The sequence below is a fragment of the Paenimyroides ummariense genome (assembly GCF_900115115.1).
Classification (GTDB): domain Bacteria; phylum Bacteroidota; class Bacteroidia; order Flavobacteriales; family Flavobacteriaceae; genus Flavobacterium; species Flavobacterium ummariense.
Window position 1 is genome coordinate 1 of record NZ_FOVI01000024.1, and the last position, 25,362, is coordinate 25,362.

22 protein-coding genes are annotated in these 25,362 nt (G+C 33.9%); 15 read left to right on the forward strand and 7 right to left on the reverse strand.

Annotation, left to right across the window (positions count from 1 at the left end; translation table 11 throughout):
• The 3 genes from BM253_RS13800 to BM253_RS13810 form a co-directional block, all read right to left on the reverse strand.
• On the reverse strand, positions 1–1,748 hold a 1,748-nt coding region (locus tag BM253_RS13800), incomplete at its 3' end, for a TraG family conjugative transposon ATPase (RefSeq protein WP_091525474.1).
• Positions 1,745–2,074: a DUF4133 domain-containing protein gene (locus BM253_RS13805; RefSeq protein WP_091525476.1), complete on the reverse strand. Its 330-nt coding sequence runs from the start codon at positions 2,072–2,074 to the stop codon at positions 1,745–1,747. The genes BM253_RS13800 and BM253_RS13805, both read right to left, overlap by 4 nt.
• An 11-nt stretch (positions 2,075–2,085) precedes the next feature.
• The gene (locus BM253_RS13810) at positions 2,086–2,391 is read right to left on the reverse strand and encodes a DUF4134 domain-containing protein (RefSeq protein ID WP_091525478.1); all 306 of its coding nucleotides are present in this window, start codon (positions 2,389–2,391) and stop codon (positions 2,086–2,088) included.
• A gap of 251 nt (positions 2,392–2,642) precedes the next feature.
• Between BM253_RS13810 and BM253_RS13815 the strand changes: the two genes are divergently transcribed.
• The 8 genes from BM253_RS13815 to BM253_RS13855 all read left to right on the forward strand — a co-directional run bounded on the left by BM253_RS13815 (position 2,643) and on the right by BM253_RS13855 (position 14,943).
• A complete protein-coding gene (locus BM253_RS13815; RefSeq protein ID WP_091525479.1) occupies positions 2,643–4,190 on the forward strand; it encodes a T9SS type A sorting domain-containing protein in 1,548 nt (515 codons plus the stop codon).
• A gap of 2 nt (positions 4,191–4,192) precedes the next feature.
• Positions 4,193–7,807 carry a hypothetical protein gene (locus tag BM253_RS13820; RefSeq protein ID WP_091525481.1) on the forward strand — a complete coding sequence of 1,205 codons (3,615 nt, stop codon included), beginning with the start codon at positions 4,193–4,195 and terminating at the stop codon, positions 7,805–7,807.
• A gap of 7 nt (positions 7,808–7,814) precedes the next feature.
• Positions 7,815–11,345 carry a DUF6443 domain-containing protein gene (locus BM253_RS13825; protein ID WP_143095669.1) on the forward strand — a complete coding sequence of 1,177 codons (3,531 nt, stop codon included), beginning with the start codon at positions 7,815–7,817 and terminating at the stop codon, positions 11,343–11,345.
• A gap of 377 nt (positions 11,346–11,722) precedes the next feature.
• The gene (locus BM253_RS13835) at positions 11,723–12,514 is read left to right on the forward strand and encodes an RHS repeat-associated core domain-containing protein (protein WP_218154380.1); all 792 of its coding nucleotides are present in this window, start codon (positions 11,723–11,725) and stop codon (positions 12,512–12,514) included.
• Positions 12,511–12,996 carry a hypothetical protein gene (locus tag BM253_RS13840; protein WP_143095670.1) on the forward strand — a complete coding sequence of 162 codons (486 nt, stop codon included), beginning with the start codon at positions 12,511–12,513 and terminating at the stop codon, positions 12,994–12,996. Before BM253_RS13835 ends, BM253_RS13840 begins: the two co-directional genes overlap by 4 nt.
• Before the next feature lie 197 nt (positions 12,997–13,193).
• On the forward strand, positions 13,194–13,571 hold the full coding sequence (locus BM253_RS13845; protein WP_091525489.1) for a hypothetical protein: 378 nt from the start codon (positions 13,194–13,196) through the stop codon (positions 13,569–13,571).
• Positions 13,572–13,634: 63 nt separating this feature from the next.
• Complete coding sequence (locus tag BM253_RS13850) at positions 13,635–14,006, forward strand: hypothetical protein (protein WP_091525491.1); 372 nt, start codon at positions 13,635–13,637, stop codon at positions 14,004–14,006.
• A 499-nt stretch (positions 14,007–14,505) separates the two neighbouring features.
• Complete coding sequence (locus BM253_RS13855; RefSeq protein WP_177205796.1) at positions 14,506–14,943, forward strand: hypothetical protein; 438 nt, start codon at positions 14,506–14,508, stop codon at positions 14,941–14,943.
• Positions 14,944–15,264: 321 nt separating this feature from the next.
• Here BM253_RS13855 and BM253_RS13860 read toward each other — a convergent pair whose 3' ends face one another.
• The 3 genes from BM253_RS13860 to BM253_RS13870 are packed head-to-tail and all read right to left on the reverse strand — an operon-like array spanning position 15,265 to position 17,096.
• Complete coding sequence (locus tag BM253_RS13860) at positions 15,265–15,906, reverse strand: conjugal transfer protein TraD (protein ID WP_091525495.1); 642 nt, start codon at positions 15,904–15,906, stop codon at positions 15,265–15,267.
• 3 nt (positions 15,907–15,909) lie between these two features.
• Entirely contained in the window at positions 15,910–16,320 is a 411-nt protein-coding gene (locus tag BM253_RS13865; RefSeq protein WP_091525497.1) for a DUF3408 domain-containing protein, read from the reverse strand.
• An 8-nt stretch (positions 16,321–16,328) separates the two neighbouring features.
• Positions 16,329–17,096: a ParA family protein gene (locus BM253_RS13870; protein ID WP_091525499.1), complete on the reverse strand. Its 768-nt coding sequence runs from the start codon at positions 17,094–17,096 to the stop codon at positions 16,329–16,331.
• 704 nt (positions 17,097–17,800) lie between these two features.
• On the opposite strand from BM253_RS13870, the gene mobA reads away from it, so the two are divergent.
• The 4 genes from mobA to BM253_RS13895 all read left to right on the forward strand — a co-directional run bounded on the left by mobA (position 17,801) and on the right by BM253_RS13895 (position 20,878).
• The gene (gene mobA, locus BM253_RS13880; protein WP_091525503.1) at positions 17,801–18,244 is read left to right on the forward strand and encodes a conjugal transfer protein MobA; all 444 of its coding nucleotides are present in this window, start codon (positions 17,801–17,803) and stop codon (positions 18,242–18,244) included.
• The gene (gene mobB, locus BM253_RS13885; RefSeq protein ID WP_091525505.1) at positions 18,241–19,521 is read left to right on the forward strand and encodes a conjugal transfer protein MobB; all 1,281 of its coding nucleotides are present in this window, start codon (positions 18,241–18,243) and stop codon (positions 19,519–19,521) included. Before mobA ends, mobB begins: the two co-directional genes overlap by 4 nt.
• Before the next feature lie 110 nt (positions 19,522–19,631).
• Positions 19,632–20,225: a hypothetical protein gene (locus tag BM253_RS13890; protein WP_143095671.1), complete on the forward strand. Its 594-nt coding sequence runs from the start codon at positions 19,632–19,634 to the stop codon at positions 20,223–20,225.
• Between the two features lie 125 nt (positions 20,226–20,350).
• On the forward strand, positions 20,351–20,878 hold the full coding sequence (locus BM253_RS13895) for a GNAT family N-acetyltransferase (RefSeq protein ID WP_091525510.1): 528 nt from the start codon (positions 20,351–20,353) through the stop codon (positions 20,876–20,878).
• 7 nt (positions 20,879–20,885) lie between these two features.
• Here BM253_RS13895 and BM253_RS13900 read toward each other — a convergent pair whose 3' ends face one another.
• Complete coding sequence (locus tag BM253_RS13900; RefSeq protein WP_091525512.1) at positions 20,886–21,698, reverse strand: helix-turn-helix domain-containing protein; 813 nt, start codon at positions 21,696–21,698, stop codon at positions 20,886–20,888.
• Positions 21,699–22,219: 521 nt separating this feature from the next.
• On the opposite strand from BM253_RS13900, the gene mobC reads away from it, so the two are divergent.
• From mobC to BM253_RS13915, 3 genes are all read left to right on the forward strand, one after another.
• Positions 22,220–24,217 carry a conjugal transfer protein MobC gene (gene mobC / locus BM253_RS13905; protein ID WP_091525513.1) on the forward strand — a complete coding sequence of 666 codons (1,998 nt, stop codon included), beginning with the start codon at positions 22,220–22,222 and terminating at the stop codon, positions 24,215–24,217.
• Between the two features lie 347 nt (positions 24,218–24,564).
• On the forward strand, positions 24,565–24,867 hold the full coding sequence (locus BM253_RS13910) for a hypothetical protein (RefSeq protein ID WP_091525515.1): 303 nt from the start codon (positions 24,565–24,567) through the stop codon (positions 24,865–24,867).
• 93 nt (positions 24,868–24,960) lie between these two features.
• Positions 24,961–25,320 (forward strand): heavy-metal-associated domain-containing protein, encoded by a 360-nt coding sequence (locus BM253_RS13915; protein WP_091525517.1) that lies wholly within the window; start codon positions 24,961–24,963, stop codon positions 25,318–25,320.
• The last annotated feature ends 42 nt before the right edge of the window (positions 25,321–25,362 follow it).

Below are 25,362 nucleotides of genomic sequence, written 5' to 3' on the forward strand. Positions count from 1 at the left end.
AGTACTTTTCTGTAATCTCCTTTTACGTATTCGTAGAAACCGTTGAAAGAAGGAAGTAACTGATGTTGTTTGATACAGTCTATGTATCCGCTTACCGCATTGGACAAGGCTACTTCTTCTGAACGGGTCGGTGGTTCGTCGTCACGTTTCCACAGGGTCAGTATCAGTGTTTTGATGCTCTCCCGTTTTTCAATATCAAACACGCTGTCGTCTGTGTAAAAGGGGTTAAAAGCAATCGGATTGTCCTCCGTATAAGTAAAATAAACTCCGTCTTCGCCTTTGGTTTTTCCCTTGATCAGTTCGCATAATCCCTGATAGGAATTACCGGTGTCTACGAGCAGTACGTGTGCCCCCTGTTCATAATACTGCCGTACCATATGGTTGGTGAAAAAGGATTTTCCCGAACCCGACGGACCAAGAATAAACTTGTTCCGGTTCGTGATGATCCCACGTTTCATTGGCAAATCCGATATATCGAGATGGATCGGTTTTCCGGTCAGTCTGTCCGCCATCTTAATGCCAAATGGAGAAGGGGAATTGTGATAGTTTGTTTCTTCGGTAAAAAAACACAAAGCAGGTTCGATGAACGTGTAAAAGCTTTCTTCACTTGGAAAATCACCGGAATTGCCTGGCATTCCCGCCCAATACAAAGTCGCAGTATCTACGGTATTGTGTCTTGGTTTGCATTCCATAAGTGCGATGGCACTACCGCAATCGTTTTTCAGCTGTTTTAATTTTGAAGGATCTTCCGACCATGCCATTACATTGAAATGTGCGCGTATTGAAGACAATCCGAAGCTGTGTGCTTCATTCAGATACTTTTCAATCCATTCCTTGTTAATCTGGTTTGCGCGACTGTACCTTGCCAATGAATGCATGTTTCGTGCGGACTTTTCAAATTTCTGCAGGTTGTCTTCACTGTTGTCCAAGAACAGGTACTGGTTGTAAATGTGGTTGCAGTTTAAAAGTAGTCCTACAGGCGCGGAGAAAGATAATCGGCAGTCGCTCCGGTCTGTTGAAAGTTTTTCAAAACGGGTATCTGCTGATACGGTTGCTGGCAGATCATCTGTGTCCGAAAGAGTATGCAGACTCAATCTTCTGTTTCCGATACGTACTTCCTCTGTTCCCAATGCGATATCCTGCATCGGCGTTCCCGATTCTTTGGATAGGGTTAGGTACTGTTCCAACAACCCTTGCTTTTCATTGCATCCGATGATGTCTTCTTCAGTCAGTCTTTTCAGGCTTATGAAACCGCTGTCGTTTACGATGCGCTCAAATTGTGCGACTGCTTCCATAAAACGGCTGATCGTTTCTTTGTTTCTGATTTCTTTCGGAATCAGCGTGCCTTTGCAAAGCGATGAAAAGTTGCTTTGTGTGCGCATGCGTTCTTTAGTTGTCTTTGTAAGAAACAGATAACAGTAATGGTTCAGAAACGGTCGTTCGTTGAAATGCTGCTGATAAGACCTTACTAAAAAGGTCTGATCTTCTTTGGTTAAATCCGGACTGTAATTTTCCTTGATGTACCAATCCTGTTTGTGAATGATGGTATAATCAGGAAGCGTTTTGATCGCCTTATGCCATGCGGAGTGAATGGCTTCATATTCAGCGGAAGCAACCGTGAATAGTTCGGGCAAGCGTACCTTAAAACAAACAGTAATATCTGCTTCTTTTGAAATAATGCAGTTGTTTTCTACTGCCAGCAGTGGAAACTTGTTTTCCAATGTGGTGGTTTTAGCTGTGTTTCTCATTTGGCAGTCTGTTTTGAAGTGTATTTAAGGTAGCGGTGAATCGGTTTTCTGCAGATGATGTATTTGGGATGTCTTTTCTTAGCTGCTATCTTCATCAGTCCGTGTTCACTATATTTTCGGTTTAACGAGAATGTCTGCCATACAATGAGTGATGCACTTCCTGCTCCCAAGACAATGCAGATAAATGAGTTTACACCGATCATATACATGATCATTACAAGGATGAGCATACCGAGCAGTCCACCTGCAAAGATGAAGAGATACTGCGCTTTAAGTCCTTTAAACTCTACCGTCCTGCCAATGCCTTTATTTATGTTGTAGTTCATAAGGCAGCTTATTAAAGGAAGAAGGAGCGTAGGATGGTTGCAGCGACGATTAAAAAGATACATGCACCAAACCAGCTGGCTGCTGTTTTGCTTGTATCTGGATCTCCCGAACTGAATTTGTTGTAGACTTTAACTCCACCGATTAGCCCTACTACTGCACCGATGGCGTAAATTAATTGTGTTGCAGGATCAAAATAGGAGGTGACCATTTGGGTAGCTTCATTGATTCCTGCGTTTCCGTTTCCCTGAGCGGATGCCGTAATTGCTGATAGCATTACTACTACTGCTGTTAAGAGCATTTTTCTTTGTTTTTTCATGATTGTAAGTATTATTTGTTATGTTATCCCACACTTTGCGGGCTTTGGGAACAAATATCTTATGGAAGGAGGTTTAATTTTTTGAAATGGAAGTGTGGGGCAGTTGGTGGATGCTTGTTTCTTAATAGTAAGTTTGAATAGCACAACTCGCAATTATTCACTTAACAATGAAATAATATGTCCAATCGTTTTGTTAATCTTTTCTAAATATAAGAATTGAGTAAATCAGCTTCTTTTGTAAAAAAAATATTGTGATAAAAAAAACACTACTACTTCTGTTAGGCGTAGCTTCTTTTAGCAGTTACAGTCAAAAAGTTTTGTGGGAAAAAACAATCGGAGGCGAGCACTCTGAGTACCTTTTCGATATGGTTCCCACACTGGACTACGGCTTTCTTTTGGCTGGAAGTTCCTTATCGGACAAATCAGGATTAAAATCACAAAAAAGCCAAGGGAACTTGGATTACTTTCTGTGGAAGATGGATAAAAGCGGTGAAGAGGAATGGCAGTTGAGCTTTGGAGGTGACGGTCAGGATATTTTAAAGAGCATCTATCCTACTAATGATATGGGATATATTTTGGGTGGTTATTCTACTTCTGGCAAAAGTCAATCCAAGTTTTCAGAGAACCAAGGTAAAAGCGATATCTGGATCATCAAAATTGATGCAAAAGGGACACAAGAGTGGCAGCAAAGTTATGGTGGAGATGGTGATGATAGATTGGTTCAGATAAAGCAGGTTAAAGGTGGTGGTTACCTAATTGCGGGAACGACTAATTCAGATGTAAGTGACCAGAAAAAAGATGAAAAGTTTGGTGGATTGGATTATTGGATCATCAAAATCGACAAAAAGGGCAAAGTTGAATGGGAAAAAACATACGGTGGTATGTACAATGATGAACCAAGAACCATTTTAGAGACCGAAAACGGATATGTTATTGGCGGAGTTTCTAATTCACCAACTTCAGGAAATAAACAAAAGGAGAACTACGGTGGCTATGATTTATGGATATTAGAGCTTGATGTAAAAGGAAACCTACTTAATGAATATCTGTTAGGAACTGAGAATGACGATCAGTTAAACGATATCATTTTATCAGAAGATAAAGAAACATATACTATTACGGGTGATACCTATTCAGAAAATGGTATAGGTAACTTAGCTCTAAAATCGGAGAAAGAAAGTGATTTCTTTATGATTAAAATAGACAACCGCTTTAGACCTGTAGACCAATATACTTTTGATTTGGAAGGAAGCGAGTTCTTAATGTCAACAAATATTACGCCGAGTAAACAAGTATTCTTATCGGGTTATAAAGCAGATGAAAAGTCCAACAAAAAAAGTTATGTAGCCATCCAGTTAAATGATAAAGGAGAAAAGGTATGGGAAAAGGAACTGTCGACAAGTGGAGATGATCTTCTTAGAAAAACAGTAATAACCCGCGACGGCGCATTGGTTTTAGCGGGTAGCTCAACCGGAAGAAATGCAAAATATAAAACATCGGTGCAAGGACGTGAAGATTACTGGGTAGTCAAACTGGGAAGAGAAGAAGAAATCAAACAGCCTGAAATTAAAATAGAAGCATTTCCTAATCCAACCGAAGGATTTACACAGATAGTAATCAATCATGAGTACAAAGAGGGAGTCGTAAATGTTTTTGATTTAAACGGTAGGTTACTGCACAGTGAAAAACTGAAGTACGATATGGTAGCGGTGAATTTAGGCACATATGCTTCAGGAACCTATGTTATTAATATAAAGACTGATGTTGTAAACACTTCGGTTAAAGTTATAAAGAGATAATTATGAAGAATTTTTTAATTTTTGCTGTAATCGTTCTGAATTTTATAGATGTCAGGGCTCAATTAACTGAAGCTTCTACAGATTATAGTGATTATTTTCACAAAACAATTAATCATCCAACACCAGGTAATTTCTATAATTATTCCGAGGAAGGAAGTGTAGATCATTTAACGGGCAGATTTGGAATAAATGTACCATTCCATACAATTGAAACAGAATATCTAAACTTACCAATATCCTTAAATTACTCAACAAGCGGTGTTTCTTTAGATATGGTTTCAGGAGAAGTTGGAATTGATTGGGGATTAAATGCAGGAGGACAAATAACCAGACAAATAAATGATGTTCAAGATAACTTAGGAACAGTAACGTATAGTAATTATCGTTTCAGTGATATGAATGCAAATTTGAAACCTACTAACGGTGATGTAGGGTACGCAAGTTATAATCCTAACATTATTAGAACTATACGAGCAGGTTACGGAGCCGAAAAGGGAAATACAGGATCAAGATTTGGAAGCTGGTTTATAAATAATTTTCCTAAACGTATTGAATTTCTTAATGATACCGAGTATAGTGAAGTGGGTTCTTTAATTGAGATGACACAATATGAAAAATTTCCTGTCTCAAGTGAACATAGTAGCGCAGTATCATTAGTTGTAGATACTGAACCAGATATATTTAGATGTAAGGTTGGAGATTTGGATTTTTCATTTGTGTTCAAAAGAAAATTTAGTAATATGCTTGGAGGACATCACCAACATACATCAAATGAAATTAAAACATTATACGAACCAGTCGCAATTGACGAAATAGGTATAAAAATTGATTATGAAGTTTCGTATATTCCTTACCATAATAAAGTTAAAAATCCTTTAGCATCTAATACTACAAATGAAAGAGAAGGTAGTGACTTAGCTTATACTAAATTTATTGTAACTGATAAAAAAGGAGTAGTTTATACATTTGAAAACTTTGACTTTATTGATCAGGATTATATTCAGGAAGCATTGGTAAATACTTCTGTTGAGCAAAATAATAGAAGAGTATTTCAGTGGAAAACTTACAATACCTCGACAAATAACTGGAAGTTGACAAATATTAAACTACCAGATAATAATATGATATTATTTAATTATATTCCTAATAAGAGACTCTATCACACAAGACCCCCGAGAATGCATGATGGTAGGTTTCTAGGTCAGTCTGCAAATCCTGATTATGGATACCACCTTTCTCCAATGTTAACCACATATGCATTAGATCATTTGGATACAAATATTGAAGGACATTCCTTATCTCAGATTGTATATCAGAATCAACGGATAAAATTTCACTATTCTAACTACAGACCCGATTTTAAATCAGGAGGACTGAATCTTGATAAGATCGAACTATGGCATAAAGATGAATATATCGCTAAAAGTTTCAAACTGACAAAAATATATTCTTATGCAGATATGGATAACGAACACGAGGACTATAGGATGTTTTTACAAAAGATTGAAGACAGCAGTAAGGAAAAATCGTATACGTTTCATTATGAAAATATTGATGGTTTGCCGAGTCGTGGTCATTCAAAGTATCAAGACATTTTTGGCTATTTTGTGGGAAATTTATCTCCACTAAATAGTAATCCTGCTTTTCCACAATTGTACATATTGAAGAGTGCTCAGTATGGAAATACAATTCAGTACGAGAGACCAGTCGGAGATTATTTAACAATTAATAATGGAGCAGATAGGTCGGTTAAGATCAATGCAGCTACTAGGGGGGCAATGAACAGAATAGACTTTCCAACTGGAGGAAAGTTAGAAATTGTATATGAAAATAATACTTATTTTAACAGTTTATTGCTTAATCATAGAGCCTTGGGGCCAGGAATACGTGTTAAAGAATTAAAATACTTTAGTAATGAAAATGAACTAAGTAAAAAATCGGAGTTTACTTACGACATATATGATACCGATCTTAATGCTAGTCGTTCGTCGGGAGTACTCATACATAAGCCTAGCTTTGCATACATTGGTAATTGGAATCTAAATAATTACAGTCATAGTCGAAAACTTAATGTCGAGACTAAAGTATTTGATATTTATGATTATGACTCTCGAAAAAGTTTTTATGAAGAATATTCAATTCGAAATCATAATTCAAAGGAAGAATTAACTAGGTTGGGTAAGTCTGACAATCAGATTTATGAAGCTATGATAAAATTGTCTACACACAGTTTGAGAAGTAAGTTTGATTATTTTGGACGTGAAATTATTTACTCAAGTGTGTTAGAAAGGAACGTCAATCTGAATAATAATAGTCAGTCTGTATCGACAAGGTACTATTTTAATTCTTCTTTAGCTAAACCAATAGTTAATTCGGTAACGGGACCTTCAGACGATCCAAGTGATTTTGTAAAAGGTACTGCAAGTACTTCGTATTCAGTGTTTTTACCGTTTTACTCATATCTTTGGAATGGTCAATTGAAGTCTTCTTCAGGGTTCATTGAAAGAAAGGGTAACGATATTTATCCTTTTCCCGAAAATAATTATTTCGGAGATATAAATTCAAGATTATTAGGGAAACTTATCAAGAAAGAATATTATGATAGTTACAACAATCTAAAATATTTTGAGGAATATGAATATGATCAGATTTCATACAACACTTCATCATTAGTTCATTTGAAAACAGGTTTTCTCAAAACGCACCTTTACTACGCTAATGACTTACAAAAAACATTTAACAAAGAATATAAATTCGCACCAGACCTAACACATAGTCAAGCAGATGTCCAAAGTTATCATGGTGTTTACTTATTTTCGAACAACAAGATTGTTTTAAACTCAAAAATTATCCCAAGTAGAAAAACAATAACAAACATATTGGACTCTGGAAGTATTACGGAATCTTACGATTATGATTATATCTCTCAATACGGAAATATCAGCACGGAAAGCCATCTGGACAGTAAGGGTAACAATTTAACTACAAATTATCTCTATCCTGTGACAAATGATGATTATCCATGGCAGAATAGGATGCTTGAAAAAAATATAATACAAGCTCATAAAATAAGGAGTAACCTGAATAATACAACTATCAAGGAAACAGATATTGTATATAAGCAATGGGAAAATGGCGCTGTTCTTCCAGAGTATATTACTTCAGGGGTTGATGAGTACGCTGGAAAGTTGATTACTCAGGTAACAAAAAGAGATGCTGACGGAAGAGTTTTGGAGTTTCTGAAAGAAAATGGTAACTCTGTTTCCTTAATCTGGGCATATAACAAAAGTCTTGTTGTAGCTCAATTGGAAAATGCTACTTATGGTCAGATACCTACGCAATTAATTGCTGCTATTCAAAATTCAACGGATTCAGATACTTATAATGAAGCTGAATTAGTAGGTTTTTTAAATTCTGTAAGAATTGCTCCTGGTCTTGCTGCGGCAATGATAACTACCTACACATATAAACCTTTAATAGGAGTAAGCACCATAACGGAACCTAATGGTAATAAGACTACTTTTCAGTACAATGCTGCCGGAAAATTAGAACTTGTTCGTGATCATAACGGTAATATAGTGAGTGAAAGTAAGTATAACTACAGAACTGGGATTTAAAATAAAAATGAATTTTATAGTTTATATTATGAAAGTTAGTAGCTGTTTATTACAAGGTATTTACCATCAAAATATCGTACTATTTTGTTTTACTGTTTTTTGCTCTTTTTTAGGGTTTTCACAAAGTTCAAATCAGAACTACATCAAAACTACCACATACAAAGTCGCATCAGCAGCCAAACTGCCTGCCGAACCAACTCAGGAGCAGGCTGCTGTTGGTGTTGTTTATCACGACGGATTAGGAAGACCTTTTCAGAAGGTTTATAAAAATCAGTCCAATATTAAAGTTATTACCCACATTGCATATGACGGGTTGGGTAGGCAAGCTAAAAATTACTTGCCGTTTCTTTCATTACAGCAGAATCTCTCATATGAAGCAGATGCTGAAAATAAAACGATGGTTTTTTACGAAGGAGACTGGCACATTAACACCGAAATACCTTATTCAGAAAATACGTATGAAAATACACCGATGCATAAAGTATCTAAGTCAGCATCTCCTGGTGAAGGTTGGGAAACAGGTAGTGGTCATGAGATAAAGTTCTCTTATGCAACTAATACAAGCTCAGAAGTTACAAGGTTTGATGTTTCATTAGATTCAAACCTGCAACCAACGCTTGTGCAAAATGGCTTCTACGCAGCTGGTTCCTTATATAAAAATGTTGTCAAAGATGAAGACGACCATACTCAAATAGAATTTAAAAATAAACAGGGGCAAATTCTTTTGAAACGACAGGTATCGGGTAATGTAAATCATGATACGTATTATGTTTTTGATCATTATGGAAATCTCTCTTTTGTTCTTCCACCTATGTTATCAGATAAAACATCTATAAGCAACCTCGATCTCGCAAAACTGGGTTATCAGTATAAATATGATAATAGAAGAAGGCTGGTTGAGAAAAAGTTGCCAGGAGTAGACTGGGTATATATGATTTACGATAGAAGAGATCGGTTAACACTTGTTCAGGATGGAAACCTGCGTACATCATCAAATAATTTTGGTACCCAGGGATGGTTATTTACAAAATATGATGTTTTTGACCGACCTGTATATTCAGGCTTCTATCCTAATAATACTGATAGGGTTGCATTGCAGAACACATTATATAGTATTAGCGGATATACAGGAAATAACGAACAAATAACTAGTTCACCTTTTTCGGCATCAGGTGTTAGTGTGTATCATACAAACTCTTCTTTTCCTAATGCGAATCTGACAGTTCTTCAGATTAATTATTATGACAAATACCCTTTTGATATGCCTACTATTCCAAGTAATTCATTTGGACACCCGCATATAACCGACGATTTTACTGCACAGCAAAACACAAAAGGATTGCTGCTGGCAACCTATATAAGGAACGTAGAAAATAATGATTGGACCAGACAGTACACCAGATACGATCATAAAAGCAGGGTGATAACAGGAAGAACTGTTTACCAGAATGGGGGATATACACATGTTGACAATAAGGTTGACTTTAGGGGTGTTGTTTTAGAAGATGTAGTAAAGCACAAAAGGATAAGTTCAGAAGCTGAAATATCTGTAGGTAATAAATATGTTTATGACAATAATGATCAGCTGAAAAGTCATTCACAAAAAATTAACAACGGCTTGGAACAGCGTATTTCCGAGAATATCTATGAGGAGCTAGGTTTGTTATCTATAAAGAAGGTTGGAGGACAAATAGGGGCGACGCCTTTACAAACTGTCCGTTATTCATATAATATCAGGGGATGGTTAACTGATATCAATAATTATGACTATTTTACTGACAATCTTTATAATCAAAGAATATACTATAATAACTTAAAAAAGAGTTCTCTCGCAACAGGTGCTCCACTAAACAATCGTTTATTTAACGGTAATATTTCTTATAGTGAAACCATAACAAAAAGCGATAACATACGAAGGGGGTACAAATATCAGTATGATGGTTTGAATAGGATGACTCACGCAGACTTTTTTGAAGGAGTCTTTATTCCCAGAACTACTCCTGACGGTAGTTTTAAAGAACATCTTGCGTATGATAAAAATGGGAATATTACAGGAATAGACAGAACCGGTCAAAAACTTCCGAACGGAAGTATCCTTGCAATTGATGTGCTCAATTATATATATGATGGAAATCAGGTTGTCCGCGTTACAGATGACACAAACAACCCGGAAGGTTTCAAAGATGGAAATCATAATGGTAATGCTTATAGTTATGATGCTATGGGTAATCTTAAAGTTGATCATAACAAAGGAATTACAGATATTAAGTATAATTATTTAAATTTACCTATGGAAATAGTCTTGAGCACAGGAAAGATTAATTATGTTTATGATGCTTCAGGCGCGCGGCTTAAAAAGATTGTTACGCCTTTAACGGGACCCGTACAAACTACTGATTACTTGGACGGTTTTCAATATTTAAACGGAGTTCTGCAGTTTTTTCCGCATAAAGAGGGATATGTTAAAAAAACGGACACGGGTGCTTACCTTTATGTTTTCCAATATAAAGATCATTTAGGGAATGTTCGTTTAAGTTATGGTGATGTTGACGCAGATGGAAGTATAGATTCTTCGACTGAAATTCTAGAGGAAAACAACTATTATCCTTTTGGCTTAAAGCATTCTGGTTATAATCAAGTAGCAAATACTAACCGAAGTGAGTCTGCTGAAAAGTACAAGTTTGGTGGAAAGGAATGGAATGATGAACTTGGTCTAAATTTGTACGATTTTGGAGCAAGAAATTATGATCCGGCTTTAGGTAGGTGGTTTAATGTGGATCCATTGGCGGATCAAACTATGGAGCCGTATCTGTACGCTGGTAATAATCCAATTCGTTACACTGATCCTACGGGGATGGCAAAAGATGATATTATTCACATAAATTCTGAAGGATATATAACAAAGGTTGTGAAAGCCCCAGGGAATCATATTGTGGTTAATGAAAAGGGAGAACAGTTGAAATTTAATGACCCTAATTTTGATAATCAACAATTAGATAAGATTATCGGTAGTGAAGATACGAGATACACAGCTGATTGGTCAGGTAGTGATAAAACTAAATTATTCACAACTTTTAGTAATAAACAAATGTCAGACACTTTTAATAATATAGATGTTAGAGGAATAAATAATAATTATGAAATAGCAAAAGCAGTTAAATGGTTAGGACCTCCTTTACATATGTCAGAGGATATTTATTTAGGAAAATTAGGTGTTCGTGAAGGAAAATTTGATTTTGCTGATGATATGGCAACTGTCACAGTTAGAGGAGGAAATGCTAATATAACAAATTATAATTATCCTCCTGACGGGAGCGGTGGCTTTATAAAATTTCAAAATAGCAATACTTTATATAATGTTTATGATGCAGGAAACTTTATGACAGGTAAAGCTTTTAATTTGATAGGAGTTGATTTACAAAGAGGATTACAAGGAGCTGATTTACATAGCAGGGCAACATTCATGGGTGCTGACTCAAAAGCAGATCAAAGGGCATTTACAAACGGCTATAATTATAAAGGTATAAAATGGAAATAATCAAGAAGAAAGCCATACTTTCTTTCATTGCATTTGTGATTTGTTTAACAAAATATTATTTATTTAATGTTTTACAGATATTCCCTATTTATGGAAGAGAGAACTCAATAGTTAGTTGGTTTGTTATTATGCCTGTTATTTTAATAGGATGTTACTTAGCATTAAATATAATCTTAAATTATTTTTTAAAGAAAGAAAAGGTAAGATTTATAGATTTATTTTTAGCTCTCCCTATTTTATTGTTTACGATTTATTTTATGTTCATACGTTAGGGGAATGTATCCCATGTCGACCCGAACATTTATGCTTGTACTATAATAAACACAAAAAAGTACAAATTTTGAGGCATTGAGTGGAATGATGAACTTGGTCTAAATTTGTATGACTTTGGAGCACGAAATTACGATCCGGCTTTAGGTAGGTGGTTTAATGTGGATCCACTGGCGGAGAAATATTCTAGCTTGACACCATATGCATATTGCGCAAATAATCCCATCTTATATATAGATCCAGACGGGAGAGAAATTGTATTACCAGGCAGCAAAAAAGCCCAAGAAGCTTATGTAAAGATGCTACATGCCTCCACCGGCAATAATTACTCTATAGTAAATGATAAGCTTACTCTGGTGGGAACTGATGCAAACTTTAAGGGTACAAAGTCACAAACATTAATTAATACTATTCAAACTGGAATGAGTGCAAAAGATGTTTACACGATGACCTTAGTAGGGGATAAGAATGATGATAAGGGAATATTTATAGATAGCTATTCAGATATGAAGATAGATGTTTCAGATTTGAAAACTTTAGGAAATGCAAGTTCAGCTTTACAAGGTGCTGCGATAGGTCATTTCTTGAATGAGGTTCAAGTAGGAGGAGCATTTGATCCGGCACACAAAGCCAGTTTGGGTGTAGAGGGTAAAATTTATGGAGAATTGGTCGGGGATAGTTCTATTAGTACAAGAATTGATTATCCAACGGGAGCTGCAACAAATGGTCTGCAATCGGTAATTTATGAATATAATTCTACGAATAAGTTTGAATTACAGCAGGGAGCTAGCTCTACAACAAAACCAACCACTATTAATATTGGTGGAGTTAATATTCCATCTAACGAAATTATAACAACCCCTACAGGGGAACTAAAATCAGCAACTAAAGTACCATGAGAATACTAGTAGCATATGGAATTATTTTGTTTTTATGTTTTAGCTGTAAAGCACAGGAAAGAATGACCTTACGTTATGTTGGTCAAAATTACAAGGAAACTAAAAACAAAAGTTTTATCAATAATGAGCTAAAGTTTATAAGAAATGGAGATACTTTAAGATTTAGTATCAAAGTTCCTTATGATGCAAGTAAGAGACAGTTTATTAATGAGGGTATTTTTTATAACTGTCATTTAAAAAAAGAGACAATATATGATATTACTTTGAAAAAAATTTGTGTGACAGATATCCCTGAAGCATTTTACAGTTATTACAAGACAAATACTATTATGAATGAAATTGACTGTTCAAAGTTTACAGAGGTAGAAAAGGATACGGAATATAAGTATTTAGGAAAGTACGGAAAATACTTGGACATTGAGGGTGTACTGTATGAAGTAATTGGATTAAGTCCCGATAACGGATGTGTTTTTCCACATTAATAGTTTTGGGATTATCTGGACGCTCTTCAAAGTCTGCTTGATTGACATAATAGAGGTAATGGTTTAACAAAAGGCTACCTTAAGAAATTTGAATTTTATATTTTTTTTTTATTTTTTCTCTTGTGAAAATGTAAACGGTAGACCGAATTGTGATTTTTCATACTACCCACCACAATTTTTTAGGCGTAAAAAATAGAATGTATGAAAAAAATGATTTTCTTAAATGTGTTTATTACTTATTTTTGAAGTACGCATTATATTTTGTTGTTCTTGCATTTGCAGGAGATAGATTTAAAGAGAGTGTAATTAGTGATTCAACAACAAATGAAGAACTATTCAAATTGACAGTTGGATACATTTTATTTGTTTTGCTTTATACATTGATATTAATTGCATTTTTTAGTTTGCCGTTATACTTGATTTTAAGATTAAAAAATAAAATTGCTTTTTTATTATTTTTGGTGCTTTTCTTTATTCTTAGATATATTATTTACGAAGATAAGAATAATATAAATGGACTAAAAGACACTATAATTACTGAAGATGAATATTATTTAATGACAAGAAACAAATAAATATCATAAGTGAATCAAATATTCTCCAAATTTTTAAAGATATAAGGAAATTTTTAGAATCTAATGGATGGTAATTACCAAAATAAAGAAGAAGATTTAAAATTAAGTATTTTTCAACAGTGGATAACTGAGATTATTAAAAATAAATATTGGGACAACTATAGAGAATTACATATTGATGAAATTAGTAGGGATTTTGATGATTATAAAAACTGGTTTGAGGAGGCTTTAGTTATTCTAGAGATATTTAGAGAGTGTTTATACGATGATTATAAGGTATTACTTGTTATAGAACTTAATTATCTCATAAATTCCATGGAAAACAGTAGATTGGACTGGGAATTTTTAAAGAACAATATTAGTCATTTTACACCCCCGGCCTTTTATCTCTTTCCTAAAAATGATTCTAAGTTAATTAAAACATTAAAAATTTAAGTTTCGCACAAAGTTTAAATAATGACTGGATTAAAAGCTATTTTAAAGAAGAATTTGATGGAGAAGATTATTTAGGTACATTTTATTTTAGTTGGTAAAATTTACGTCAGAATTATCAAATTTGTATATCAAAACAAAATATATCTATAAATAAAATTTTTTTTCTCAATGTTATTTGTTTTTATATTATTAAACGGATGTATTGATAAAGAAGATAAAGAAATTGAAATCCCCATTGAAACTGAAAGTTCTCTTGATTTTGAAATAAATTTTCTCAAAAGTCTTCAAACATAAAGACATAAAATTGTAAATAATAGCACCAAGTGTTTCAAATGTGTTGTTGGAATTAATGAGTATTTAAAAATTTCAAAAATATTACTGAAATGGGAAGAGTTTATATTGATAATTTTGAAATTGGTGTAATAGGATATATTATCATCTTAATATTAATGATCACGTTTTTATTTACTATTCAAGTATGTTTTTAAAAGGAAATAGGATGTACGCTTTATTTGTACCATTAATTATCATAAGCTGTAATACATTAAAAGTGGATAACAATTCCATTTCTAATGGTTCTGAATTTCAATATGAAAAAAATGGGAGTTCTAAAGATGGCTACAACTACTTAGGTAATGAAAAAGACAATTTTGAGATAAACTTTTTATATAGCTTTAATGATAGTGTTTATATTAAAATTGATGGAGATGAGTTATTTAATAGTAAAATTATTACAGATGATATAACCGATAACCCTAATTTAGGCTTTAAGTTTAGTGTAGATAAGTACAATGGAAAAATAGTAAATATTATTATTCCATATAAAAATGTTAGTGAGTCATTTTATTTAAATGACAAATATAGATATGTATATATATTTTATTACGATGAAAAACTAATCGTCAGGTATTCAAATAAAGCATATAATATTTATTAGTAATAAGTAAATAAATTTAGCTCTGGCTATGGCGATGCTGAAAGTGCAAGACATGTATTTAGCATACATATTTTGTACTTTCCACATCACTATTTATTTTGTAATAATCTTCCATTTCTGAAAAGACGATTCCATTGGATAAGAATTAGTATTTAGGTCTTAGTTTATCCATTCGTATGTCAACGTAAAATGTATGCCCGGCTATTTCTATTGTAGGAAGTATTCCTTGGTTGACACGCATATCGAATGCAACGTCGTTAGTTTCAGGTTCTATTCTTTTACTTTTCATGGTGATCGGTTTTAAGAATTATGCAAATCAGTCTATATGAATTCTCCAATGTCAAAGTCACTTAAATTACTTTTCTGTACAGTAGGCGGGATATTGTTCGAAACCGATGAAAGTTTGTTGTCCAAAAGTTTCGCAATTTTTACAGACGCACCTTGAATGGAATCTTCTAATAGGCTGAATAATTCAGTTCCCTGTAACCGCTTTACAATATCAACGGCTTTACCTTTTTGGTTTTGATTTAAATCCACTTTTTGGAGCAGGTTAGTTACAGTTCCTAATTCTTCAAAAGTTACTCCCTGTGCAAAACCGTTATCCGTATGGGAGATATGGTACTGATACCATTCTTCCTCTTCTTCCTCTAAATTTGGGGTACTGGTAAATGCCTTATCCAATTCTTCTTTCGGAATCTGACGGTAGAGTGTTTCATTCTCATCGTACTCGATATCTAAATCGTCGGGATTTATTTCAGGGGTACTTTTTATAATCTCAGTTTGAGCAGTTTTTTTGGATGTTGTAATAACTGGTTGAGCTTTTGGCTGCCCCATGATATCGGGGAGAGTAGGGTTTGCTTTTGGCATTATTGATTGCTTGTCTGCTTTTTTGTTTAGAAAGCCTTTGTCCATCAATAATAGTATAACTACTAATATCAGGCTTATGATGATGATTTTTTCCATATTTTATATGATTGGTTTGAAGTGCTGGTTGAAGTAATCTGTTATATCACCTCCGAATTCTTTGAAATGATGTTCTAATATATTATCTATGTAGGAGTAAAGCGTTGTTTTTTCTTCTTTTGTAAGTTGTACCATGCGGATAAGCCTTTCGTGATATTCTGGTCGTATATAGACTACTTTACCGTTTCTCCCGGAATGATAACTGTTGACCAAAAAGGTTTCCTCATAGTTGACTTTTTTTGGAGCATTGGCTTTAGGTTTTTCTTTTTGATTGATCCTAGTTTGATTCTTGTTTTCTGATCTCTCACTTTCTTTTGGTTTTAAAATGCTTTCATCACCACTTATGATGTTCATCAGGTAATCCTCGTCAACAATTGGCTTCCTAAAATCACTATTTTTGTTTTCTGCGTTCATAATCTTATTTATAAATGGGTTATTTTTAAGAATTCTTCGATGAAGAGATCCATTCTGGTGCTTTTCAAAAGTGGTATTTCCGCTGGGAGCAGACTTGATCTGAATATGTAATTTTCCGTACCGTCTGTTTCTTTTCTAAAACGTTTGCTGTCCATGATCCTTGTTTCCATCAATGGTAGTTTAAGTTCTGTGATTACTTTCTGGTATGCTTCGTATAGTTCGGTTTTTTCCCTACCGTCTACCTGATTCCAGAATAACCATAACTCTTGATCTTTATTGCCTTCTATTGTTTTAGGTAGATCCAAAAATGCTTTGCTGAATCCCAGCGAACTTTCTACTACTTGACGGTCGGCGGTAATGGGTGAAAAGATGAAGTCCATCATTTTTAAGGTGGTAAGCACGCCTGTGGTATTTGCCGTACCTGGAAGATCAAAGAAGATGACATCGGGAACGACGACTGATTTTTCCTCATATTCTGCTGCTTTTTCCAAGGCATGCTCGGCCTTTATCTTAATGATGGGATACGCTTTTTTGTTGATTGTCTGAAACTGCTTCATGGCTGCTTTCTTGTGGTATTCGTTCTGCATGATATTGTTTTTATCCCGCTCCCGCATATTGGACAAACTGTGTTGGGGAAAGTCACAGTCGATGACAACGACATTGTAACCTAAGCGATAATGAAGTACACTTGCTACCAATGTTGTTAAGGTTGATTTTCCGACGCCTCCCTTTTGGGTGGAAAAACTGATTTTTAAAGTTTTCTTGTTTGTTTTCATATTTTAAAAATTTAATGTTATATGCTTTGATTGTTTTATATTTTGACTGCTTTGAATTTTAGTGTATTATCTTATTGGTATATTTCTGCTTGTACATTTTCCATTATTGCTAGGTATAAATGCAGAGTATTGTAATTCTGTATTGCTTAATGTATTTCATTAAATATCATTTTGTGACTGTACCTTTTTACATAGAACAATATATTTTACTGCTTTTACGCTTTTACATTTTTATACTTTTAAAACTTTATGCTTTTACATTAAATTGCTTTTGTTTACAAGCAGTTTTATTGTTTGATTTCTTCGAACTTATACGGGTAACTGCAAAACCATACAGCAAATAAAGTGTATGGTTGAGCATAAATCTTGATAGTGGAATTATTTGACTTTCCCAGGCTTCCTTTGTTACTTATTTGGAAAACAATGTTTTAGTTGACTAGGTTTTACTTTGTATTTGAGATTAAAAACCTAGATTATGCAAAACTTAAATGATAGATCTAAGATCAAAGCGAATCACACAAAGATGTTTTTCCCTGCTACATTCAATCCGTCCAGCAGGGCGGATTTTTGTGTTCACCGGAACACGGCAAGTTGTGTTTTGAGCATCTCGAAACGATTTCAGATGCTCAAAACAACTTGCCCTTTGCAGGGGGCGGAAAAACCTCCGAAGTCTGTTTTTTTAGTGAATTTAGGGAGGATTGGTTATGGAGGAGAACAATAAAAAACAATTGAGAAAATCGGGTAGACCTTTGAAGAAGGACCCTGTGAAATTCCGATACACTGTTTCGTTTAATGACGAAGAACATGCACGGTTTCTCGCATTGTTCGATAGTTCGGGAATAAAGGTTAAAGCACATTTTATAAATTCCTGCATCTTTGAAAAGACGGTTAAAACGATTCAAATTGATAAAGGAACCGTTGATTTTTATATGCGTTTGACTTCATTTCACAGCCAGTTCCGTTCGGTTGGTGTGAACTATAACCAGATTGTAAAGCTATTATACCGTCATTTTTCAGAAAAAAAAGCAGCGGCTTTTCTTTACAAGCTGGAAAAACAGACGGTTGAATTGGCTGAACTCTGTAAGAAGGTTGTTCAGATCAGTGAGGAATTTGATGTAAAATATTTGAAAAAAGAGAATGAGAAATGATTGCAAAAATAGGGAAGAGTGCAAACTTATATGGAGCATTAGCGTATAATAATACTAAAGTTGATAAGGAGAATGGCAAAATCTTGATGGTTAATAAGATGATCGAAACATTAAACGGACAATATTCTGTTGGGCAACTATTCCGATCTTTTGAGCCTTATCTGATTGCTAACCGCAATACCGAAAAGCATACTTTACATATTTCTCTGAATCCAGATCCTAAAGATCTAGTAAGTGACGATAGATTTCGACAAATAGCCGAAGAATATATGGACGCAGTGGGATATGGTGAGCAGCCTTTTGTTGTTTTTAAGCATACGGATATTGACCGTACGCATATCCACATCGTATCTGTTTGTGTAGATGAACAGGGTAGGAAGATATCTGATAAGTTCGAAAGAGTTAGATCAATGAAAGTATGCCGGGAACTGGAAAAGAAGCACAGTTTGATCGCTGCAACGGAAAAGGAGCATCAAGTGAAAAGTAAAGTCTTTAAACCGGTAAATTATAAAGCTGGAGATGTAAAAAGTCAGATTGCTTCTTTAGTGCGGCACTTGCCAAACTATTATAAGTTTCAAACGTTGGGCGAGTACAATGCATTACTGTCTTTGTTTAATATTACTACTGAAAAGATTGATAGCGAGATAGAAGGTAAAAAAAATAAAGGTTTACTGTACTTTCCTTTGAATAAAAAAGGGGAAAAGGCAGGGATTCCTTTAAAAGCTTCTTTATTTGGAAAAAAAGCAGTGTTATCTGCTTTGGAACAGCATTTTGAGAAATGTAAAGTAACTTTAAAAAATCATGCTTGTAAACAGACATTGAAATCGGTTATTTCTAAAACACTCAAACATACAGATGATGAGGTGAATTTTAAAAAGCAGCTACTTGAACAAGGGATAAACGTGGTAGTTCGACGTAATGATTCTGATAGGATATACGGTATCACATTTATTGATCATAATTCTAAGACGGTGTGGAATGGTTCACGATTGGGTAAAGAATTATCTGCAAATGTTTTTAATGATATTTGGAATAAAGGTATCATCATAAACAGTACTACACCTGGTTTAATAGAGCGTACGGAATTACATATAGATCGTGAAGATATCGCCTCAGAAGAAACGCATAGCTTTTTTAACTTTTTGTATTCAAATAAGCATGAAAACGGTTTGGTTGAAGATTTCGGAGGTTTGCTTCCGTATGCGCAAGATGAAGATTACGAAGAGTTGGATTTTTCGAATAGAATGAAGAAAAAAAGCAGATATAAAAAAAATTAAATTTCTTTTCACTAATACATTTAATTGAATAAAAATTCCTGATTTTTTACAATTTTAAAGATACCGACCGAAGTAATTTAGCATTCTAACTTTAATACAATTTAATGATTATGCAAAATTCATCAAAAATATTTATGCCTATATTAGTCATACTAAACTTACTATTTATTACTATAGTATGTTATCTTTTGTTTTTAAAACCAACTGATTATTTGTTACAGACAGAGAGAATAGATATCAAAAATAAAGAAGGAGCAAACAGAGTTGTCATTTCAAATGAAGAACACATTCCAAATCCAATAATAAACGGAAAAGAATATGAGCGTAGAGTGATTCCGGCAGGATTATTATTTTACGACAAAAAGGGTGATGAACGAGGTGGAATAGCTATATCGGAAAATGAAGATATGAATTTTAATGCAATTGCTTTTGACTATCAGAATGCGGATGCTATTGGAATGTATTCACAAGACAATTTAGTTACGAATTACTTTAAGGCGGGTATAACGATTAATGATAAGGATCTCTCTGGTAAACCGGGACATAATGTAAATAGAATAAATTTGTTTACTGAAAACGGCGATGCGGCTTTAATTATGAAAGATGTGAACGAAGTACCAAGACTTGTCTTAAGAGTGGACAATTCTGGCGAACCCACAATTGAAATGTATGATAGTAATGGACACATTACCTGGAAAAAATAAACAGTATAGTTTAAAAGTATCTTAGAACCATATGGCAGATCAATACAAACGAACGAAGCTGGTTTTTGCTTGGAAAAAATAATACGTTGCTCGGGATAAACTAAATAATAAATAAAATTTTAAAAATGAATATACGAAAAGAAGACAATAAAGATCATAAGGAAGTATTCAAACTAATTGAAAATGCTTTTCAAGATGAACAATATACTGACCATAAAGAACAGTTTTTAGTAGAAAGGTTGAGGAATTCAGAGGCATTCGTTCCTGAATTATCTTTAGTAGCAGAGATTGATGATCAAATTGTTGGTTACGTTTTGCTAATAAAAATTAAAATTATAGATAGTAATTCCAAAGAAACTTCGTCGTTGGCATTAGCGCCTGTGGCAGTTCTGAAAAAGTATCAAGGAATGGGAATTGGCGGCAATCTGATACGGAAAGCACATGAGATAGCTAGAGAATTAAATTTTGGATCCATAATCTTGTTAGGGCATGAAAACTATTACCCGAAATTTGGATACCAAATGACAAAAAAGTATGGAATAAAATTACCGTTTGATGTTCCTGACGAAAATTGTATGCTGATAGAATTACATGACAATGCTTTGCAAAATGTACATGGAACAGTAGAATATCCTGCGGAGTTTTATGAATAGTCAATTACTAAAAGCAGTCGGAAGGTAGTTTTCCTGTGTAAAACTTAAAATCTTTTATAAAATGTGATTGATCATAATAACCTGCGTCTAAAGCGATCTGAGTCAATTTATCATCAGCAGCAGTTCTATCGAATATTTTTTTGAACCGTACTATGTTAGCGTATTTTTTCGGGGTTGTTCCAACCTGCCTTTTAAATTTTTTTTCGAAAGTATCCCGGCTTACCGGTAAATCTTCTAAAATTTCGTTTATAGTAATCGATCCTCTTCGCTGATGAATTTTTGATATAGAATTGTACACATATTCATCAAATTTTTTCTGTACAATTTTATCTATTAGAAAAAGTTCTACTTTGTTTATGATTTCTGCATCTGAAGAAAGTTCCATTAATGATTGTAGTAATGATATATTGGTTGATTCGTCAAAAAGGCCATTAATTGGAATGAATTTTTCGAAAAATTCATTTAGAGGTTTATCGATTATAATAGAAGCATGTCCGGGTTTAATGACGATGACAAAAAGCTTTGCAAAATCTGAGAATGTAAAGTGAAAAAATCTTTGGGTAATACCAAATGAGACAGCTTTTGGTAAATCTATTTGAGTTCCGTCAACTTGAGATAGTTGTACACTCCCTCTCAAAATATAGTTAAGAGAAAATAAGTTACTCGGTAAAGTTTCCAACACCGTACTTTCGGTACATTCAATTATCATATATTCCTGAATAACCGATTCTAGAAAGTTACAAGGGCTGAATCTACGTTCAGTCCATTTAGATATTTTACCTTTTTGAAAAAAAATATCATCTGATTTTGGTTGTTCCATCTTTACTTAATTTTATGTCGAACTGAATCTGAATAAATTTATTTAAGTTGGTAATCATTCAAATGTTTTTGATTTGTATTAATTGCATCTGTTTCGAAGTAAATTACTTTCTACAAATTCAAGATAGGTAAAGATATCAAAAATACAATTTAGAGAAAGCATCCTTAATTGTACTATTGTAAGTTTTTACGAAAGCACGAAGCATTAGTACGAGTAGTAATCTTTGTCTTTCCAAGGCAGGCTTTCTCCATTTGTCTGTAGCTGTTCCTTAATGATTTTTCTTGCATCTTGCAACTTTAAAACCTAATTTTCAGATGCATTGATTAGTGTAGTTTTATCAACATCGGGACCGCCGGTGATTACTAAAAATATTTTGTCGGTGTCATTTATTAGTTGATTTTACAGATGTATTCAAAAAGGGGGGGGTACTGTAAAATATGGACAAAAACAGCCTTTATAAGCAAGTTTAATATAGTTGATCCAGGTAAATTTTAGATTAGTCAAAATTTAAAGGTAAAATTATGCAGGGAGAAGACGATTTAAGAGGTTTAGCCAAAATAATGGCATTTATGCGGGCAGTAAGTATTCTTTTGGTACTCATGCACCTTTATTGGTTTTGTTATGGTTTCTTTTTAGAGCGAGGCTGGACATTAGAAATCATCAATAAGATATTAAGCAATTTCGACCGAACGGCAGGACTGTTTTCACATAATCTATACACTAAAGTTTTTGCAATAGTCCTGCTGGCTTTAAGCTGTTTGGGAACAAAAGGTGTAAAGAATGAAAAGATAACCTGGACTAAAATTTACTTCGCTCTAGGTATTGGCTTTGTGTTATTTTTTCTCAATACACCACTATTAAAACTTTCGCCAATTGTTGGAACGTTCTTTTACATCCTTACACTTGGTCTAGGCTACATCGCTTTGCTAATGGCTGGTGGATGGATGAGCCGTTTGCTCCGTACTAATTTGATGGACGATGTTTTCAACAACGAGAACGAAAGTTTTCAACAGGAAACCAAACTGATGGAAAACGAATATTCTGTCAATCTTCCCACAAAGTTTTATTACAAGAACAAATGGCATAATGGTTGGATAAACATAGTCAATCCATTTAGAGCAACAATAGTGCTAGGAACTCCGGGTTCCGGAAAATCGTACGCGATTGTAAATAATTACATCAAGCAACAGATCGAAAAAGGTTTCTCAATGTATATATACGATTTTAAGTTTGATGATCTTTCTACTATTGCATATAATCACTTATTGAAACACAGGGACAAATATAAAGTTCAGCCAAAATTTTATGTTATCAATTTTGACGATCCAAGAAAAAGCCATCGTTGCAATCCGCTCAATCCTGAATTTATGACGGATATTTCCGATGCTTATGAAGCGGCTTACACGATAATGCTGAATCTAAACCGCAGCTGGATTCAGAAACAAGGTGATTTCTTTGTGGAAAGTCCGATTATTTTGTTGGCGGCAATTATATGGTTTTTGAAAATTTATGAAGATGGAAAGTATTGTACGTTTCCACACGCTATTGAATTATTGAATAAAAAGTATTCAGATGTCTTTACTATCTTGACTTCATATCCTGATTTGGAAAACTATTTGTCTCCGTTTATGGATGCATGGCAAGGAGGCGCTCAAGACCAATTGCAAGGTCAGATAGCATCTGCAAAAATTCCTTTGTCAAGAATGATTTCTCCTCAATTGTATTGGGTAATGACAGGCGACGATTTTACTTTAGATATTAATAATCCGAAAGAACCAAAGATTTTATGTGTTGGTAATAATCCCGATAGACAGAATATTTATTCGGCTGCATTGGGATTATACAATTCAAGAATTGTGAAACTCATTAATAAAAAAGGACAATTAAAAAGTTCTGTTATCATTGATGAATTGCCGACAATTTATTTTAGAGGATTGGATAATCTGATTGCTACAGCGAGAAGTAATAAAGTTGCAGTTTGTTTGGGCTTTCAGGATTTCTCACAACTAATTCGCGATTATGGTGATAAAGAAGCTAAAGTGATTCAAAACACTGTAGGCAACATTTTTAGTGGTCAAGTAGTAGGGGAGACTGCAAAAAGTCTTTCGGAACGTTTTGGGAAGGTATTGCAGAAACGTCAGAGTTTATCAATCAACAGAAGTGATACATCTACATCAATTTCTACACAATTGGACAGCCTGATTCCAGCTTCTAAAATTTCCGCGCTCACTCAGGGCATGTTTGTGGGGTCTGTTTCTGATAATTTTGATGAGCGTATTAAACAGAAGATTTTTCATTCTGAAATTGTTGTAGATAACGAAAAGGTAGCTGCTGAAACAAAAGGATATAAAGAGATTCCTGAGATTTTATCATTTAAAGATGGAAAGGGGAATGATAGAATGAAGGAACAGATCGATATTAATTATCGTCAGATTAAGTCCGATATTCTATATATTGTAGAAAACGAATTAGATCGTATCAAAAATGACCCTAACTTACAGCATTTGATTCAAAGTTAGCTTCCTGTATTTACTTAATAAAGAGAAATATGTAGATATATTTTACCAATTCATATTGCAGTAAGATTATGAAATAATTTCTTTATTTATACTTGAACGAAGTATGTTCTATTCAACAATCAATTTCTCATATTTTATAAGTCCGATTTGTTTCAGACCTTTTAGCTAATGGGAATAAAAAAGCTTATTACGCTAAATGCTAAAAAAATATAAATGTATTCTACAGAATAAATAATTTTTATAATTTAGTGCTATTGAAAAATTTGATTAAACATATCGGTTTTACAATTCTATGTTGCTTGGTATTTAGCTTTATACCAAGCAACACGTATGCTTGTGCTAAAAAAATGACTGACACTGAAAAGAAATGTTGTTCGAAAAAAGCATCTGAAAGTACGGGAAGAAAATGTTGTTGTAAAACAAATAAATTCAAAAAAGACAAATCTATAAGCGAATGCGGCGGTAAGTGTAATGACAGTTCTTGTAAATGCAGTACTGGTACATCATTATCTCTGTCAGCTGTCCCTACCCGTATTTATTTTACTACAAAAGCAGCTTTTGCAGATACGAAAACACAGAAGTTCGATTTCAAAAATACTTATTATTCTTCAGGATATTTTTCCATTTGGCAACCGCCAAAAATAGGCTAAACTTTAATCTGACAGCCATAATTACGTCTAGTCGAAAGCTATTCAGTTTTGGCCCTCTCACTTTAATTATCATAATTAATAAAATTTATCAAAATGAAATCAATAGTAAAAATATTGCTGGTAGTTTCTTTAGTACTATCGGCAACAAACACTTTTGCACAAATGGAAAATACCAAAAAAGAAACCGTTCATATTAGCGGTAATTGCGGAATGTGTAAAACAACGATAGAACAAGCGGGCAATGTAAAGAATGTTGCGGAGGTCGTTTGGGATAAAGACTCTAAAACAGCTGTACTTACCTTTGACGATGAGAAGACAAATAAAGAGGAAATTCTAAAGCGTATAGCATCGGCAGGGTATGATAACGATAAATATTCCGCACACGATGATGTTTACGCTAAATTGCCAGCTTGTTGCCAGTATGACAGAAAGTCGCAGTCTGAATCTCAGTAGACGATTATTTATATTGCAGATAAATTAAATAAAACCATATCA

Excerpts from the sequence above, each read along its gene's own strand:
- BM253_RS13805 (WP_091525476.1), bottom strand. The coding sequence starts at position 2,074 with ATGAACTACAACATAAATAAAGGCATTGGCAGGACGGTAGAGTTTAAA.
- BM253_RS13810 (WP_091525478.1), bottom strand. The coding sequence starts at position 2,391 with ATGAAAAAACAAAGAAAAATGCTCTTAACAGCAGTAGTAGTAATGCTA.
- BM253_RS13820 (WP_091525481.1), top strand. The coding sequence starts at position 4,193 with ATGAAGAATTTTTTAATTTTTGCTGTAATCGTTCTGAATTTTATAGAT.
- BM253_RS13825 (WP_143095669.1), top strand. The coding sequence starts at position 7,815 with ATGAATTTTATAGTTTATATTATGAAAGTTAGTAGCTGTTTATTACAA.
- BM253_RS13840 (WP_143095670.1), top strand. The coding sequence starts at position 12,511 with ATGAGAATACTAGTAGCATATGGAATTATTTTGTTTTTATGTTTTAGC.
- BM253_RS13845 (WP_091525489.1), top strand. The coding sequence starts at position 13,194 with ATGTATGAAAAAAATGATTTTCTTAAATGTGTTTATTACTTATTTTTG.
- BM253_RS13850 (WP_091525491.1), top strand. The coding sequence starts at position 13,635 with ATGGATGGTAATTACCAAAATAAAGAAGAAGATTTAAAATTAAGTATT.
- BM253_RS13855 (WP_177205796.1), top strand. The coding sequence starts at position 14,506 with ATGTACGCTTTATTTGTACCATTAATTATCATAAGCTGTAATACATTA.
- BM253_RS13860 (WP_091525495.1), bottom strand. The coding sequence starts at position 15,906 with ATGGAAAAAATCATCATCATAAGCCTGATATTAGTAGTTATACTATTA.
- BM253_RS13865 (WP_091525497.1), bottom strand. The coding sequence starts at position 16,320 with ATGAACGCAGAAAACAAAAATAGTGATTTTAGGAAGCCAATTGTTGAC.
- BM253_RS13870 (WP_091525499.1), bottom strand. The coding sequence starts at position 17,096 with ATGAAAACAAACAAGAAAACTTTAAAAATCAGTTTTTCCACCCAAAAG.
- mobA (WP_091525503.1), top strand. The coding sequence starts at position 17,801 with ATGGAGGAGAACAATAAAAAACAATTGAGAAAATCGGGTAGACCTTTG.
- mobB (WP_091525505.1), top strand. The coding sequence starts at position 18,241 with ATGATTGCAAAAATAGGGAAGAGTGCAAACTTATATGGAGCATTAGCG.
- BM253_RS13890 (WP_143095671.1), top strand. The coding sequence starts at position 19,632 with ATGCAAAATTCATCAAAAATATTTATGCCTATATTAGTCATACTAAAC.
- BM253_RS13895 (WP_091525510.1), top strand. The coding sequence starts at position 20,351 with ATGAATATACGAAAAGAAGACAATAAAGATCATAAGGAAGTATTCAAA.
- BM253_RS13900 (WP_091525512.1), bottom strand. The coding sequence starts at position 21,698 with ATGGAACAACCAAAATCAGATGATATTTTTTTTCAAAAAGGTAAAATA.
- mobC (WP_091525513.1), top strand. The coding sequence starts at position 22,220 with ATGCAGGGAGAAGACGATTTAAGAGGTTTAGCCAAAATAATGGCATTT.
- BM253_RS13910 (WP_091525515.1), top strand. The coding sequence starts at position 24,565 with ATGACTGACACTGAAAAGAAATGTTGTTCGAAAAAAGCATCTGAAAGT.
- BM253_RS13915 (WP_091525517.1), top strand. The coding sequence starts at position 24,961 with ATGAAATCAATAGTAAAAATATTGCTGGTAGTTTCTTTAGTACTATCG.